General features: G+C 62.2%; 16 protein-coding genes. 7 read left to right on the top strand and 9 right to left on the bottom strand.

Annotated elements, in window-relative coordinates:
- Both A5782_RS12945 and A5782_RS12940 read right to left on the bottom strand, forming a co-directional pair.
- The coding region (locus tag A5782_RS12945) for an MmpS family transport accessory protein (RefSeq protein ID WP_197694212.1) at positions 1-287 on the bottom strand (287 nt) is incomplete at its 3' end.
- A 206-nt stretch (positions 288-493) separates the two neighbouring features.
- A complete protein-coding gene (locus tag A5782_RS12940; protein WP_067100120.1) occupies positions 494-1,111 on the bottom strand; it encodes a TetR/AcrR family transcriptional regulator in 618 nt (205 codons plus the stop codon).
- 231 nt (positions 1,112-1,342) lie between these two features.
- On the opposite strand from A5782_RS12940, the gene A5782_RS12930 reads away from it, so the two are divergent.
- The 4 genes from A5782_RS12930 to A5782_RS12915 all read left to right on the top strand — a co-directional run bounded on the left by A5782_RS12930 (position 1,343) and on the right by A5782_RS12915 (position 5,958).
- Entirely contained in the window at positions 1,343-2,227 is an 885-nt protein-coding gene (locus tag A5782_RS12930; RefSeq protein ID WP_067100115.1) for a cyclopropane mycolic acid synthase family methyltransferase, read from the top strand.
- 699 nt (positions 2,228-2,926) lie between these two features.
- Entirely contained in the window at positions 2,927-4,096 is a 1,170-nt protein-coding gene (locus A5782_RS12925; protein ID WP_231986673.1) for a lipase family protein, read from the top strand.
- Between the two features lie 600 nt (positions 4,097-4,696).
- A complete protein-coding gene (locus tag A5782_RS12920) occupies positions 4,697-5,248 on the top strand; it encodes a hypothetical protein (RefSeq protein WP_156623923.1) in 552 nt (183 codons plus the stop codon).
- On the top strand, positions 5,245-5,958 hold the full coding sequence (locus A5782_RS12915) for a hypothetical protein (protein ID WP_067100109.1): 714 nt from the start codon (positions 5,245-5,247) through the stop codon (positions 5,956-5,958). Before A5782_RS12920 ends, A5782_RS12915 begins: the two co-directional genes overlap by 4 nt.
- Positions 5,959-6,142: 184 nt before the next feature.
- Here A5782_RS12915 and A5782_RS12910 read toward each other — a convergent pair whose 3' ends face one another.
- Genes A5782_RS12910 through A5782_RS12900 form a run of 3 tightly spaced genes read right to left on the bottom strand, consistent with a single transcriptional unit; the run spans position 6,143 to position 10,147 of the window.
- Positions 6,143-7,333 carry a cytochrome P450 gene (locus A5782_RS12910; RefSeq protein ID WP_067100106.1) on the bottom strand — a complete coding sequence of 397 codons (1,191 nt, stop codon included), beginning with the start codon at positions 7,331-7,333 and terminating at the stop codon, positions 6,143-6,145.
- Entirely contained in the window at positions 7,320-8,690 is a 1,371-nt protein-coding gene (locus tag A5782_RS12905) for an AarF/ABC1/UbiB kinase family protein (RefSeq protein WP_067100103.1), read from the bottom strand. The genes A5782_RS12910 and A5782_RS12905 overlap by 14 nt, the downstream gene beginning before the upstream one ends.
- Positions 8,691-8,737: 47 nt before the next feature.
- A complete protein-coding gene (locus tag A5782_RS12900) occupies positions 8,738-10,147 on the bottom strand; it encodes an AarF/ABC1/UbiB kinase family protein (protein ID WP_082942909.1) in 1,410 nt (469 codons plus the stop codon).
- A 79-nt stretch (positions 10,148-10,226) separates the two neighbouring features.
- On the opposite strand from A5782_RS12900, the gene A5782_RS12895 reads away from it, so the two are divergent.
- Together A5782_RS12895 and A5782_RS12890 are read left to right on the top strand one after the other, a co-directional pair.
- On the top strand, positions 10,227-10,832 hold the full coding sequence (locus A5782_RS12895; protein WP_067100099.1) for a TetR/AcrR family transcriptional regulator: 606 nt from the start codon (positions 10,227-10,229) through the stop codon (positions 10,830-10,832).
- 49 nt (positions 10,833-10,881) lie between these two features.
- On the top strand, positions 10,882-11,760 hold the full coding sequence (locus A5782_RS12890) for an NAD(P)-dependent oxidoreductase (RefSeq protein ID WP_067100098.1): 879 nt from the start codon (positions 10,882-10,884) through the stop codon (positions 11,758-11,760).
- A 338-nt stretch (positions 11,761-12,098) separates the two neighbouring features.
- Here the strand turns inward: A5782_RS12890 and A5782_RS12885 are convergent, their stop codons facing one another.
- Positions 12,099-12,686, bottom strand: a complete 588-nt coding sequence (locus tag A5782_RS12885; RefSeq protein WP_067100097.1) for a TetR/AcrR family transcriptional regulator — start codon at positions 12,684-12,686, stop codon at positions 12,099-12,101.
- 73 nt (positions 12,687-12,759) lie between these two features.
- Here A5782_RS12885 and A5782_RS12880 point away from each other — a divergent pair, with 73 nt between their 5' ends.
- Positions 12,760-13,638 carry an SDR family oxidoreductase gene (locus A5782_RS12880; protein ID WP_067100096.1) on the top strand — a complete coding sequence of 293 codons (879 nt, stop codon included), beginning with the start codon at positions 12,760-12,762 and terminating at the stop codon, positions 13,636-13,638.
- Here the strand turns inward: A5782_RS12880 and A5782_RS27280 are convergent.
- The 3 genes from A5782_RS27280 to A5782_RS12865 all read right to left on the bottom strand — a co-directional run.
- On the bottom strand, positions 13,562-14,080 hold the full coding sequence (locus A5782_RS27280; RefSeq protein WP_156623921.1) for an integrase core domain-containing protein: 519 nt from the start codon (positions 14,078-14,080) through the stop codon (positions 13,562-13,564). The two genes, A5782_RS12880 and A5782_RS27280, sit on opposite strands and share 77 nt — an antisense overlap.
- A 139-nt stretch (positions 14,081-14,219) precedes the next feature.
- Positions 14,220-14,624, bottom strand: coding sequence for a glycine cleavage system protein GcvH (gene gcvH / locus A5782_RS12870; RefSeq protein WP_067100095.1), 405 nt, complete (start codon positions 14,622-14,624; stop codon positions 14,220-14,222).
- 57 nt (positions 14,625-14,681) lie between these two features.
- On the bottom strand, positions 14,682-14,878 hold a 197-nt coding region (locus A5782_RS12865; RefSeq protein WP_197694211.1), incomplete at its 5' end, for a methionine adenosyltransferase domain-containing protein.

The raw sequence follows: 14,878 nt of genomic DNA, 5'->3' as shown, positions 1-14,878 counted from the left end.
ATGCTGAGCACCAGCGTCCACGGCAGCGGCGCACCGTCGACCCGCCTCGGGTCGGCGGACAAGTCCAAGTAGTTCACATTGGCCTGGCTGGCCGAGCCGAAGACCTCGTACTTGACGACCTTGGGCTTGAACGGCTTCGAATCATCCAGCCGAGGGCTCGTCATGACACCGGTGTCGTGAGCGCCGAAGAACGACTTGACCCGAACCACGGCGAAGCCGCCGACCACCACGACAGCCACGATCAGTAGCGGCAACCACGCGCTGCGCAGCACTTTCGAAATCTGCACCCCCGTGCATTCCTTTCCTGCTGCTCCCTACCACGCGAAGTGGTGATGGCCTGCGGTGCGGGTATCGCCCTGGCGCAACCCGCCATGAGACAGACTGCCTTGCAACCGATGTCGTAACGGCAACAAACGCGGAGTGCCCGCGCCTAAGCCTAATACATACAGTGCATACTTTGCACACTGTGCAACTAAGCGTGATCTAGATAACTTTATGCCGTCTTGGCGAAGATGCTCTTCACGAGTGCGGCCGCATGCTCGACGTAGGGCATCGGTGTGTCCTCGGAACCTCTCATAGGCTCGCCTGTGGCCCAGCGTTCGAAGCCCGAACGCACCGCCGCCGACGCCAGCGCGGAGATCAATGCCGGCATCTCATCGTCGCGCCGCATCCCTTGGCGCCGCGCAACAATCTCGGTCAGCTGCATCTGAAACCGCTCAAAATCGGCGAGGAGTGCCGTTAACACCGCCGGCGCAGATTTAGCGAGTTCCAGCATGCCGGCGACCTGTTCGCGTCTTGGCGCCATGCCGCGAAGATGGCGGGCCGCCAGGGCGATCAACTCCTCCAGCACTACGCAATGCGGCCCGGGGCCACGCGCTATGAACTCAGCGGCCAGATCAGCGGGGACATCAGAGGGCCCGTACGCGATCGCGGACTCCTTGCTGGGAAAATAATTGAAGAACGTGCGCGTCGAAACCCCGGCCTCGGCACAGACTTCCTCGATCGTCACCTCATCGAACCCGCGCTCCAACACCAAACGAACTGCGGCGTCCCGGATTTCCCCGCTGGTCTGACGGCGCCGCCGCTCGCGAAGACCACACCTACTCCCCATGCGCCCATCGTTGCACTCAATGCACACGCTTGGCTTCTACAAGTACGACGACTACTTCAAGAAGACGTTCAACCTGATGCCCGACGACGGATTGATCTTGCTACACGTTATTCCGAGCGAGCTAGTCCGACCTCTGCCAATTCATTTGTGTGAAGGCATGGTTAGTGCCGATGGAGTAGCGTTATCGTCCATGTCAAGCAATCGCGGAACGACGTGGAGACGGTTGTGAGCATGGCTGACGAGACAGAATCATCGACGGCGATGGAGCCGCACTTCGAAGAGGTCCAGGCGCACTACGACCTCTCCGATGATTTCTTCGGAACCTTCCAGGACCCGTCCCGCACCTACAGCTGCGCGTACTTCGTCCGCGACGACATGTCGCTGGAGGATGCACAGCTCGCCAAGATTGATTTGTCGTTGGGCAAGCTGGACCTGAAACCCGGCATGACGCTGCTAGACATCGGATGCGGGTGGGGGTCGGTGATAAAGCGTGCAGTCGAGAAGTACGACGTCAACGTCGTCGGCCTGACGCTGTCCAAGAATCAGTGCAAGTTCGCTCAGGAGTTGCTCGATGGACTGGACTCCGACCTCTCGCGCCGCGTGTTGCTGCGCGGGTGGGAGCAGTTCGACGAATCCGTCGATCGAATCGTCAGCCTCGAGGCCATCGAGGCGTTTCCCCAGGAGCGGTACGCGCCGTTCTTCAAGTCGTGCAGCAGAATGCTGCCCAGCGGCGGGCGGATGGTGTTGCAGGCGATCCTCGGACACCCGCTGAAGCGCTGGCCAGAAATGGGCATTCCCATCACGATGACCGACCTGCGGTTCATGCGCTTCATCGCCAAGGAGATCTTCCCGGGCGGGTCGATCCCGTGCGATGAGGACATCATCAACCTGTCGCAGGACGCCGGGTTCACGGTCGAGCAGAAGGAACTCCTGGACGAGCACTACGTCCGCACTCTCGACATGTGGGCCTCGGCACTGGAAGCCCACCACGACGCCGCGGTCGCCGCGACCTCCGAGGAGGTCTACGAGCGGTACATGAAGTACCTGCGGGGCTGCAGCGACTTCTTCGCGCGGGGCATCAGCGAGTTGGGGCAGTTCACCCTGGTCAAGGGGTGATCACGCGTACCCCTACAGCTGAGTACCGGCCACGGCGAGGTCCGACTCATCGCAACCATCGCCTCGTTTGTCACCGCCACCGACATCACTCTAAGTGACCTGCGGCTCGAGGCGTTTTTGTCCGGTGACGTGGAGAGCGCCGATGTCCTTCACCGATACGACCGATGCACAACGACGCCAAAACGCCGACTGTCAACCCCCGGGCGGGGTTGACCCGCGCCACCTCGGCAACCCTGAGCCCAAGGCGGCAGGTTGATGAGTGGCAGCTGGGAGCCAGGCTGTTTATCCAGCTGCGAGACTGATGTTCGGGGTGCGCGTCGAAGATCAGCTGCGGGGTCAGTAGCACATCCTGAGGGATCAGGGCAGTCGCGCTGAGAGCCTGACAACACCACGAAGTGGCCCTAGACAGTGCCGTCCAGACTGCAAGTTTGCGCGCAACGAGGCACAAAAACAGCTTGAACCAAATATCTGTTCCAGCATAGAGTCCTCGTAGGGCGAACTGCAGGAGTAGCGGGGTGGTCATGCTGTTGTCGGCGATGGAGCAGACGTCGGGGTTATCCGATGGTTGAGGCCGATCATGTTTCAGATGAAGTTCCCTCCTCGGCGCCCCATGAAATCGATTACGTACGGCCACTACCGGCGGGCGACGATCCTTTCTGCCAGCCCCCCGAGGGTTTTGAATCGACCGCCCCTGGCACAGTGTTGCGCTCCCGAGAGATACGTCTGGCTTTCCTGGGGATCATCCCCCAGGCAGTAGTCGCGTATCAGTTGCTCTACCGGACAACCGATTTGGACGGGGGGCCGCAAGCTGCGATCACTACCGTCATCCGGCTGGCTCGTATCACCCACGCTCCAGAGGTCCCGGTTGTTTCGTATCAATGCGCCATCGATGCGGTGGCGCCGACAGGGTTCCCGTCCTACGTTTTGCGGCACCACGCCAAGCTGGCCAAGGTCTTTGGAGGTCCGCCGGCCTGGGAATACGTCCCCATGGCCCGTGCGTTGAGTCGTGGCTGGCGGGTACTCGTGCCCGATCATGGCGGCGCGCGGGGACGCTGGATAGCGCCACGCGTACCCGGATATTGCGTCCTTGATGGAATCCGGGCCGCGCAGAATTTTCAGCGAGCCGGGATCGCGCGCACGGCGCCGGTCGCTTTGTGGGGATATTCGGGCGGTGGTCTGGCCACAGGCTGGGCCGCCGAACTATGGACAAGCTACGCACCGGAACTGAATGTCGTCGGCGCGGTGCTTGGCGCGCCCGTCGGTGATCCGGGGGCAATTTTTCGCGACCTCGACGGATCGCTGTATGCGGGCCTCCCCAACATGGCGGTCGCTTCGCTGATGCGCGAATATCCCGACTTGCGCCGACTTGTGGAGGCGCACACCAACGCATCTGGAAAGTCGTTGCTCACACGGTTGGAAAGCATGTCGATGATCGCGGCCCTCGCGCGAGGTTGCATGCGTCGATCAAGCCGCTTCCTGGATCGTCCGCTTGACGAAATCCTGGCAATGCCTGAGATCACGCGGCTCTTCGATGACCTACGGCTCGGTCGGACCGCGCCGGCGATGCCGGTGTTGATACTGCAGGCGATCCACGATCAATTCATCAATGTCCGCCACATCGACGCGCTGGTGGAAAGCTACCGAAATCAGGGAGCTCAGGTGAGCTACCTCCGTGACCGGGGTAGCGAGCATGCGCTGCTGTACCCGCTGTCGATACCGGCAGGCTTGCAGTGGATTTCGGACCGTTTCGCCTCGAAACCCGATGATTACCTGGGCACTCGGACCGTCACACTGCTGGCGTCCCCGCGCACCATCACCGGTGTACTCGCTAGTCTGTGGATAACAGTCAAGCTGGTACTCGGCCAATGACCGGCCAAGAAATAATCATTGATGCCCATATAGAAGCTTGACGCTCAGTCGGGCTGACCGGCTCTCTACTGGTGAATCGCGGTTCGTGTTTTCGCGGCGGACGCACCCGCGACGAGTGCCTGGTAGCAAGCTGGTTGACGGATGCCCAACGGGTTGCCTCCCGCACCGGCCATTTCTCGTTATTGGAGCGCCCCGATGTGGCGCACATGTTGCCTGTCGCGGCGTGAGCCTGACCGCGCAAGGGTGGACGTTGGCGAGATCGGATTGCCAAGCCATTCTAAACCTAATATCTGTTCTCATACTCTCGCGTGGCGCCGGGTCGTCGTAAATTGGCGCACTGCCTCACCTGAAGCCAGGCATCCGGCATGTCAACCGAATATCTGCCCTCATCCGCTCCCCTATCTCCCCAAGATACTAGGGCTGCGTGTGTATGTAGAAGATGCTTGAACCAAACATCTGTTCCTGTTACCATCCGGTTTATATGTGGCGCGTGGCGCGCGGCGGCCTTGGGATCAGTGTATCGGCGTCGTCGGCACCACTTCGACTGTCCGTAGCCGCGTGCACGCCGGGTTTCAAGCGGTGCGATGGGGGGTTTAGCGCATGTCAGCGCAGACTCGTTCGAGCGGGGATGTCTCAGTTGCACAGCACCGAAGCGATTCATCACCGTCAGCCACGCACCCCGACTATGTGCGCACACATCGCCAACGCAAGCGAGGGATATACGCGCTCGCCGGCGTCTGCGTCGCATTCTTTGTAGTAGTCGTTTCCGCGTGCTACATCGCGGCGGCGGTGTATGGCTATGGCAGCGGTTTCGGCGACGGAAAGGAACTGCCCACGCGAGTGCCCCCGCTAGGCGGCACCGGCTTCTGGGGCGACCTTGGGTTACTCGCTGGCGCAATCGCCATCGACCTGGTCATCCTGGCGGTCTGGTACCTGGCGGCCAGCCGCATGGAAAACCCCAGCCTAGACGACCCGGTAGCGCCCGACGATGGCGATGTGGACTTAAGTGACGGCGCGACCTGGTACAGGGTAGAAGTCCCGTTCCTCACTAAATTCCTTATGGCCGTTGCTATTTCGTGCTTAATAGGTATTTCGGTGGGCGCCTCGGCGGTTATCCCGGTCGTCGCGATTCGGTACGGATGGATCCTATGAGCGTTGAACAGGCCCATGCAGAACAGCCGCAGGCCGGCCAGGCCCGGTATCGCGGCGTTCCCCAGGAGGACGCCTCACTGGTTCAAGCTGCCGACCGCTGGCTGGTCACCGGCGCCGTGCTCACGGGGAGTCTAATTTTCAGCCCGATCGGGCTGGTGGTCATCGCGATAGGGTTTATCAAAACGGCGAAGGCAAAGGGCTCCGGGGCATTCGTTCGGCCAGCCGCAGTGACGCTGTTTGGGATGTTCGCCATGGTGGATGCGGCCGCGAACTTCCTCGGCTGGTCGCTGGATGTTTGGGCGCATGACTCCCGCATCGTGCAATGGGCGTTCACTGGGTGGGGGCGGCTAGTCGATGGCGCCTACTATCTGGACTACAACCACTTATGGGCTGGCGGTGCCGCCGCGGCCGGCGAGAAGAGCTGGGAATTCTTTTGCATCCTAGGGCTTTTCCCCGCTCGGTTGGCCGCCGCCTACGGCTTCATCAAACTGAAGCGGTGGGGCTACCGGTGGATGATCATCACCAGCTGGGCCTACATCATGGTGTGGATGGGCTACATCGTCAATATGGTGGTGAACTTCCCGGAGCGCTTCGGATCGAGTGTCTTCGGCGTCACCGGCTGGTGGGTATTCGACATCTGGTACATGACACCGTTTTTGACCTTGCCCTGGCTTTACGCACTTGATCGGCGGCGCTGGAGCCGGCTTTGAGGTTGGTTTACAACCGGCCAGCGTCTCCAATGCGGCTGGAATCTTGTCGCGGTCCGCGCAGTTCCTGCCACTGGTCGGGGTGTTGAGAGAAGAGCACCACCGCGGTGCCGACCCACGTGGCGCTTGTCTCTGCGCCGGCACCGCCCAACAGCGTGCAGAACGTGACGTGCCATCCAGGCTTACTTCAACAGGAAGAATTGAAAACAACTGGGACGTTGAGCGGTCCGCGAATGGCCGGCGTGTCGCGCCAGGTGGCGGGGGCGACGAGTTGCGGGCTGCGGGTGAGGATCTGGCGCAGCGCCACTGTGGTTTCCAGTCGTGCCAGGGCCGCACCGAGGCAGTAGTGCGCTCCGTAGCCGAATGCCAGCGGTGCCGGGCCGCCGCGTCCTGGGCGAAGTTGGTTTGGTTGATCGAAGACGGTCGGGTCGCGGTTGGCGGCCGCGATGACAACAAGGGCTTGGTGGCCGGCGGCGATCGCCGCTCCACCGACGCGCTGATCCTGGGTGGCTGTGCGGGCGGTCGCTTGTACGGGGCCATCGAGTCGTAGCAGTTCGGTGAGTAGTGCCGGGTCGGTCGCGTCGAGCTTATCGATTATTCGGGAGCCGTTCGCACTGGGTTGCAAGAGCCGAATGATCCCTGCGCCCAGGAGATTTGCGGTGGTCTCGTGACCCGCGACGGCGATGAGGATTGCGGCGATGACGACGTCATCGAGCTCCAACGCTCTGTCTGCTGCGATGAAGCTGAGCAGATCTTCGTCGGGGTGCGCCCTGCGGTCGGCGGCCAGCGGCAAGAACTCGGCGATCAATGTCGCGAAGGCCGCGGCGCCGGCGTTGATTTCCTCAGAATCGGCTAGTGCGCCGAGCATGCGGATGATCGCCGGTGACTCTGCGCGCAGTAGTTCGGCGTTGTCAGGATTGAGTCCCAGCCATTCGGCTGCCACGGTCAGCGGAAGCGGCAGGGCGATCTCGGCCATGAAGTCGAATGGCGTGCCCACCGTCGGGTAGTCGATCACGCTCTGGGCAATGGTCTGGACGCCGTCGGTAAGGCCGGCGATGAACGAGGGTGTGAACACGTCACGGACTGAGTCACGCAGACGGCGGTGATTGGCTCCGTCGGTGAACAGCATGGACCGATCAACCATGTCTGAGCCGATGGGATCGATCGCAGCGCGTGTATTCGGGTTGGCCCGAGGATCACTAGTCCAGCCTGGTTCGCCCAGGACTTGCCGGGCCGCGTGGTAGCCGAGAATCAGCCAGGCCTGCGCGGTGTCGTCCCACACCACGTCGCCGTCGCGACGACGCTGCTCGTAAAACGGGTAGGGGTCTGCGGGATTCCAAGGAAGCCGTGGCGCCGTCGTGGTTTTAGGAGTGCTCATGGTTCTCCAGTCCAAATGGCAGGCCGCGCCTGCGTACCCACGCGATGTGCTGCTTTCCCAGTGGCGTGATCGGCTCCGTGAGCCCGTCCATGTCTTCGGCCAGCGCGCGGACGTGAACGGTGGCTCCCAGTGCGCCGCATATGGTGTTGATGCTGAGGAATAGCCGGTTCACGAAGACGAAATCGTCGGGCACCAACATGCGGCGAATAGGGTGGTCAGCCGAAAAGGCAACCAGGCCACGTGTGGCGCGTCGTGTGGTGTCCTCGTTATAGGTGGCCGGCTGAGGAGCGAGGGACTCATGGCACAACCCCGCCCACCACTGGTAGACGTCATCGGCGGTTAATGCCGAATCCGGTGTCAGGAAACCAGATTCGGTCATCAGGCAATACAGATCGATCTTGCGTTCTTCAACAGCGGCACGGAACATTCGGAGAAAGCTGTGGCGCTGGTGCTCAGGCAGCACTTTGACGCAGCCGAAATCGACAAACCCGACGGTGCCGTCCACACCAAAGCAGTAATTCCCGGGATGCGGATCGGCGTGCAGCAGGTTCGCGTGCCGGTACGACCCAGTGGCGAACCGCAGAATCACCTCCGCCCAGGTGTCCTTCAGATCCTGGTCAGCTTGTCGCGCGGCGACCCAGTTCAGTCCGTCGAGGTACGTCATCGTCAGGACCCGGTCCCCGGAAGCCTCGTCAACGACGTCCGGTATCCGGATAAACGGGTGACCGCGATAGAGGTCGCTGAACAGGGTGATGTTGGCAGCCTCCTGTCGGTAGTCGATCTCCTCGAGGATGCGGGCCGAGATTTCCCGTGTCATCTGGCGTAGGTCTGCCTGCATGCCGCCGCCTGCCGTCGACGCCACGAATCGGAAGAAGGTCGTCAGCAGTTCGGTGTTGGCCAGATCATCTCGAATCGCGTCTGCTGCGCCCGGATACTGGATCTTCACCGCGACGTGGCGGCCATCGTGCAGAAGCGCACGGTGGACCTGTCCGATTGAAGCTGCCGCCATCGGCTCGTCGCTGAATTCGGCGAACACCGCATCGGGGGGTCGACCGAGATCATCCTGCAGCACTTGTTTGGCCAACCCCGGATCCATCGGTGGCGCATCGGCCTGCAGCCGAGCCAGCGCCACCTGATAAGGCGAAAAGATGCCGCCGCCAACGGCGGCGGCATCCACCATCGAGAAAAACTGGCCCGCCTTCATCAGCACGCCCTTGGCGTGGCCGAGTATCTCGGTATACCGCTCGGCCGTGCGCTCGTGAAAACGGTCCACCGCGCCAGCATCGCCCGTTTTCTCCCGCAGGCCCGCGACCATCCGCCCACCGGCCGCCCGCGCGGTAAACCCGGCTAACGGCATAGTGCGACGAATGCGGCCCCGTGGCACAGCATCGTTTCCAAAAGTGCTCATTGGGGCTCTAACCCGAAGGGCAGGCCGCGCCGGCGAACCCAGGCGACGTGCTGCTTGCCCAACGGTGTGATCGGCTCGGCGACGCCGTCCAGGTCGTCGACCATCGCGCGGGCGTGGACGGTCGCGCGCAATGCCGCGCATATTGCGTTGACGCTGAAGTTGATCCGAGTCATGAACACCAGATCTTCGGGGATCGAGATGCGACGAAGTACGTGATCTGGGGAGCGGATATCGATCATGGTGCGGATGGCTCGTTGCGCGGTGTCTGGCAGGTAGGTGACCGGCTGGGGCGCGAGCCATTCGTAGAGGATTTCGGCGTACCACTGGTAGGCCTCGTCGATGGTGATGGTGGAGTCACTGGTGAACATGCCGATGTCCACCATCAGCTCGCGCAGTTCACGCTTGCGGCCCTCTATCGCCGCGCGATCCAGCGCATTCGCGGTGCGGCGCAGCAGCTCGGGAAGCACCTTGACGCAGCCGAAGTCAACAAAGCCGACGTGCCCGTCGGGACGGAAGCGGTAGTTGCCGGGGTGAGGATCGGCGAAAAACAGATTGGCGTGCTTGTAGGAACCCACAACGAATCGCCAGATCACCTCTGCCCAAGTGTTCTTCAGATCCTGGTCCGCCTGTTGTGCTGCGGCCCAGTCCAATCCGTCGAGATAGGTCATGGTCAGCACCCGATCGCCGGACGCCTCGTGAATGACCTCGGGGATGTGAATGAAGGGGTGGTCGTGGTAGAGCCGGCTGAATGCGGTGATGTTAGCGGCTTCGTGCCGGTAGTCGATTTCCTCCGAAATGCGCGCGGCGATCTCCCGTGTCGCCGACCGCAGATCCGGAACCGTGGTGCCTGAAGTCGAGGCAGCGAACCGATAGAAGGTGGTCAGCAATTCGGTGTTGGCCAGATCAGCCCGGATCGCTTCTGCCGCACCTGGATACTGGATTTTCACGGCGACCTCGTGGCCATCCCGCAGCACCGCACGGTGGACCTGCCCGATAGACGCCGCCGCCATCGGCTCGTCGTCGAACTCGGCGAAAAGCTCCCCGACGCCTCGCCCCAAATCGGCCTGCAGGACTTCTCTAGCCAGCTGTGGGTCCATCGGTGGCGCATCGGCCTGCAACCGGGTCAACGCCTTCTGGTATGGCGAAAGTTCGCCATTGCCAATGTCACCGGGGTCAACCATCGAAAAGATCTGCCCGGCCTTCATCAACACGCCTTTGGAGTGCCCGAGCAGCTGGGCATACCGTTCGGCGGTGCGTTCGTGAAAGCGATCGACCGCACCGGCGCTGCCGGTCCTCTCCCGCAGACCCGCCACTATCCGCCCGCCCGCGGCGCGCGCGGTAAACCCCGCCAACGGCATCGTGCGCCGAACTCGCCCCTGCGGGAGCTGGTTTTCCCTGCTTGGCATTGCTGCCTCCTAGCGGCGCGGCGACCGGTGCGCTAAAGTGACCTCTGTCTGATATTAAGAGATCACTTGGGAGCCGTCAATGCCGTCAGCGCCAACACGAGATCGGCTGGTCACTGAGGCCATGCGCCTCTTCGGCGAACAGGGCTACCAGGCCACCAGCATCACGCAGATCGAAGCCGCCGCAGGCCTGACACCAGGCTCGGGCGCGCTCTATCACCACTTCAAATCCAAAGAAGCACTCCTCGAAGCAGGCATCGACCGGCAACTCGACCGTCGCCGCGCCATGCACGACATCCGTACGCTGTTCGCCGGTCTTGGAGACCTGCGCATCGAACTCACTATGCTCGGCCGCTACGTCCTCACCGTCCTCGACGAGGAAACCCAGCTACTCCAAATCGCCGCGCGCACACCACCAGACCAATCCCCGCGGCTCAACAATGCATACGCCGCCCTCATCGAGGGCCTCTACGCCGAAGTCGCCGACTGGATCAAGGGCTGGGCCCCGAAAGTCGGCGATCAAGATGCCAGGACCGTCGCAGCCGTGGGAGTAGACGCACTGCTGGGCAAGCGGTCAACGAACACCGTATTCCGCGTGCCCGCAACGGATTTACATGACGAGCGTTACATCGCCCAGTGGACCGCGATGCTGGCCGGCCATATCGAGACGTTCACGACGACGACCTAGCCCACGTTGGCATTATGTCAATCTGCCCGCGACAGAACAGGTCTCGACCATGCGCATTTTTGTTACCGGCGCCACCGGCGCCATCGGATGTTACGCGTTACCTACGCTCGTGGCCGCCGGTCATCATGTGTCCGCGCTAGCCCGCACCGAGACCAAAGCGCAGCAACTAAGAGAGCAAGGAGCGACACCGGTATCGGTGTCGCTGTTCGACCGTGATGCTCTGGCCACCGCACTACCGCCGACACATCGCGCCGTCTTCACCTCGGCCTGGAAACGCTGCCAGCGCGTACGGACTGAGGGCTCTGCCGCTGTCGTCGACGCAGCTATCCGGGCCGGAATCTCCCGTGTCATACAAGAGTCTGTGGTGATGGTGTACGCCGACCGCGGAGCTGACTGGATCGACGAGGACGACCCCACTGATAGCTTTCCCATCGCGCGGGGCAATCACTCCGCCGAAGCAAATGCGCGCCGGTTCGGTGATACCGGGGCCGACGCGGTGGTCCTGCGGTTCGGCCTCTTCTACGGTCGCGGCGCCGGCCACAGCGAGCAGATCATGTCAATGGCCGCCCACCACATCGGCTTTCAGGCCGGCCGCCCGGACAGCTACGTATCGTCGATACACCTCGACGATGCCGCCCACGCCGTTGCGACCGCGATAAACAGCACCAGCGGCACATACAACGTCGTCGACGACAACCCCGTCACCGCCCGCGACAACGCCCTGGCGATGGCCGAGGCCGTACACACAGCATCCTTGATTCGCGCCCCGGGCCGCCTCGCACTGCTACTCGGTGACCGCACCACCTCGCTGACTCGATCCCTGCGGGTCAGCAACACTCGCCTGCGCCAAACGTCCGACTGGAAGCCGATGTACCCCAGTGTGCGCGAGGGTTATCGGGCGATGGCAGCTGAATGGAGACGTCGCTAGCTGACCACCGCCAGGTGGCTGTTCACCGGTGCGCTCCGGCCGCGTCCACCCGGTGCTAGTCCTCACCAATTCGTCTCATGCCCACGACCAATTGGCCGCTGGGCTGTCAATCGGCGGTGGCATCGCCGGTGACAACAACACTGTAGGTTCTCATTCTTCGTGGCGAAGGCCATGGGCACGCAAGGTCGCGCGTTCCTGTAGCGTCCGACGGAAGGTCAGCCAACACTTGAGGGAGACCCGTTTGGTGGTCCAGTCGCTATGCGGCGGGGGTGGGTCGTGGTCCACTGTAGGCGAATTCGGCGGTTGTGAGTTCCCTGTGGGCGGGAGTGGGGCGGATTTTAGGAATGGCTGCCCGTTGTCGCGATCAGCCGCTGAATCAGCCATCCGACGAGATGATTACGCGTGTCGGTATCGCGAGCGGGCTCGTGCAGATGAATCCCTTCGATCGCGGCGATGACAGCTGCGGCGGCCATCTGGGCATCGTCGTCAGACATTCCGGCGGATTTCAATCCTTCGGTCACGCGTTCACTAAGGATGTCGTGGAAGGCCTGGTGCACCGAGGCCACCGCTGGTGAGTGTTTTGCACGCTCGTGCACCGTCGAGGTGAGTATGGATACCGCGTCGAGTTCGGCCAACGCCGACATCGCGCGCACCAGGAGCGGCTGATCAGACTCAACGTCGGCTCGGATTGCCGCCTGCTCCAGCCGGCGCTCTAAGACGGCGGCCATTAAGTCGTCTTTACCGGGGAAATACCAGTACACGGCATTGCTGGCCACGCCGGCGGCGCGCGCGATCGCGGCCATCGTGGTTGCGTCGTAGCCGTCTCGCAAGAGCAGTTCTTGGGCCGCATCCAAAATCCGGGCGGCTTTTGCGGCGCGATCGATGTGCTGGTGATTGCGCGGCATACCAGGCATCTTGACGCCCATACAAGAGCCTGGCAAGCTCTTGAACGTCAATCAAGAAGCGTGGCGGAAGTAGCGTTGAGCCGGGAGTGCGGGTATGGGTCAGTCAACGAAAATGTGGGACAAAGTGGTCGTGGTGACCGGCGCCTCGCAGGGCCTGGGGCAGTTTTTGTCCATGGAGCTCGCCGCTCAGGGGGCTAACGTTGTCTTAGTGGCGCGAAACCAGGCCCGCCTGGAGGCGGTCCGTGATCAGATCACCGCCGCCGGTGGCACAGCCGTGAGCCTGCCCACCGACGTCACCGACGAAGCAGACTGCGACCGCATGATCGAGCAAACCGTATCGCGCTTCGGCGGCATTGACGTTCTCGTCCTCAATGCCGGCTCAGCCACCTACGGCAGGCTCGACGAATTGCGCAGCTTCACCCCGATCCGCGACGCGATGGCGATCAACTTCTTCGGCGCCGCCTACCCCACCTACCGCGCACTCGATCACCTGATCGCGCGCAAAGGCCTGATCGCCTATGTCACATCGGGAAGCGGGCACCTGCCGATGGCCGGCTACCTCGGATACACCACCAGCAAGCACGCCATGAACGGGTTCTTCGAAGCGCTACGACTCGAAATGATCCCCCACGGAGTCGATGTGCTGGCAATCAATCCCGGCGACATGTACAGCGACGACGGCGCCGGGCGCACCTTTTTCGGGCCCGACGGCAACCAACACAAAATCGACCTCTCGATCAAGCGCACCAACGACATCACGCGCGCACCCGCCAGCGCAGTGGCCGCAAAGAGTGCACAGGCTATCCTGGATCGCCGCCGCGAACTCGACCTCTCACCGGCGATCCAGAAACTAGGCACTGTGGCACGTGCAATAACACCGGCGCTCGTTGACCGCATCATCTACCGCAAGGTCGCCCGGATGCGCTCAGCCTTCGCCACCGAAGAGGGACTTCTGGGCGACCAACAGACATAAAATTCAGCTTCGCCGCATCGCCAAGGATTCGCTGAAAGTAATTGTCGGCGTTGACTATTCGGGCCGAGACGCCACCACGTCCATCCGGCTGAGTCTTATTAGACAACAGATCCCGCCGTTTTCCCTCTGTCAGACAGACCCGTTCGGTTGTCCAGTCGCTATGCGGATTGGTTTGGTGGGTCTTGGTCCACTGTAGAGCGAACTCGGTTGGGGTGAGGTCGCCGTGGGCGGAGTGGGGTTGGTTGGCGTTATAGTCGCAGCGCCAGTCTTCGATGATGACACGGGCTCCACAGCGCCGAGTCGAAGCGCCATGAGTTGAGCAGTTCGTCGCGCAGCTGGCCGTTGAATGATTCGATCCAGGCATTCTCCACGGTGAGCCGGGATCGATGAAAAGTGAACCGGCGCTGTTGAATCGAGACCAATCGTTGACGGCCTGGGCCACGAACTCGGGGCCGTTGTCAAAACGAATGATCTGGTCCTACGAGTACTGCCTTTCCCGACGCATTGCGCACATGACGGCGAAATGACAGTACGTCTTCGGGGTGCTAGTTGCTGAAAGAAAGAGGGAGACGTCAGCAATCTCATTCGGTGAGTGTGGCGCGGTAGGTGTTCGCGTCCAGCAGTGCCGCAATACTCGAGTCGAGAGCCTCGGCCTCGGATCCCTCGAACTGGATGTCCAGCAGCCAGCCGGCGCCGTAGGGGTCAGAGTTCACCAGCTGCGGGCTGGCGTTCAGATCGCTGTTCACCGCGGCCACCTTGCCCGACAGCGGCGCGTACAGATCCGAAACCGATTTGGTCGATTCCACTTCACCGAACGATTCGCCTGCGGTGACATCGGCGCCGACGTCGGGCAGCTGAACGAAGACGATGTCGCCCATAGCCGACTGCGCGAAGTCGGTGATTCCGACCCGCACCCTGTCTGCCGCGCCGCGCCAAACCCACTCATGGTCGGCGGTGTATTGCAGGTCGGTTGGAATATGGCTCACAGCAATCCTGTTCCGGTCGCGTTCTTTTACTGGACGCACAGCTGACCGATAGCGCGCCTAGATGGCGCGCTTGAGGTCGTCGACCTTGTTCAGCTGCTCCCAGGGCAGTTCGATGTCGGTGCGCCCGAAGTGCCCGTAGGCGGCGGTCTGGGCATAGATCGGGCGCAGCAGATCCAAGTCACGGATGATCGCCCCGGGCCGCAGGTCAAACACCTCGGGCACGATCTTCTCGATCTTGACCGGATCGACCGTCG

It is taken from the genome of Mycobacterium sp. 852002-40037_SCH5390672 (assembly GCF_001665875.1).
GTDB lineage: Bacteria > Actinomycetota > Actinomycetes > Mycobacteriales > Mycobacteriaceae > Mycobacterium.
The sequence above is the reverse complement of the archived record's forward strand: the minus strand, read 5'-3'. Positions and strand labels throughout refer to the sequence as shown.

What these genes read in the sequence shown, in the direction of transcription:
- A5782_RS12880 (WP_067100096.1), top strand. Translation starts at nt 12,760, where the DNA reads ATGGGTCAGTCAACGAAAATGTGGGACAAAGTGGTCGTGGTGACCGGC.
- A5782_RS12915 (WP_067100109.1), top strand. Translation starts at nt 5,245, where the DNA reads ATGAGCGTTGAACAGGCCCATGCAGAACAGCCGCAGGCCGGCCAGGCC.
- A5782_RS12940 (WP_067100120.1), bottom strand. Translation starts at nt 1,111, where the DNA reads ATGGGGAGTAGGTGTGGTCTTCGCGAGCGGCGGCGCCGTCAGACCAGC.
- A5782_RS12900 (WP_082942909.1), bottom strand. Translation starts at nt 10,147, where the DNA reads ATGCCAAGCAGGGAAAACCAGCTCCCGCAGGGGCGAGTTCGGCGCACG.
- A5782_RS12890 (WP_067100098.1), top strand. Translation starts at nt 10,882, where the DNA reads ATGCGCATTTTTGTTACCGGCGCCACCGGCGCCATCGGATGTTACGCG.
- A5782_RS12905 (WP_067100103.1), bottom strand. Translation starts at nt 8,690, where the DNA reads ATGCCGTTAGCCGGGTTTACCGCGCGGGCGGCCGGTGGGCGGATGGTC.
- A5782_RS12930 (WP_067100115.1), top strand. Translation starts at nt 1,343, where the DNA reads ATGGCTGACGAGACAGAATCATCGACGGCGATGGAGCCGCACTTCGAA.
- A5782_RS12910 (WP_067100106.1), bottom strand. Translation starts at nt 7,333, where the DNA reads ATGAGCACTCCTAAAACCACGACGGCGCCACGGCTTCCTTGGAATCCC.
- A5782_RS12920 (WP_156623923.1), top strand. Translation starts at nt 4,697, where the DNA reads ATGTCAGCGCAGACTCGTTCGAGCGGGGATGTCTCAGTTGCACAGCAC.
- A5782_RS12885 (WP_067100097.1), bottom strand. Translation starts at nt 12,686, where the DNA reads ATGGGCGTCAAGATGCCTGGTATGCCGCGCAATCACCAGCACATCGAT.
- A5782_RS12895 (WP_067100099.1), top strand. Translation starts at nt 10,227, where the DNA reads ATGCCGTCAGCGCCAACACGAGATCGGCTGGTCACTGAGGCCATGCGC.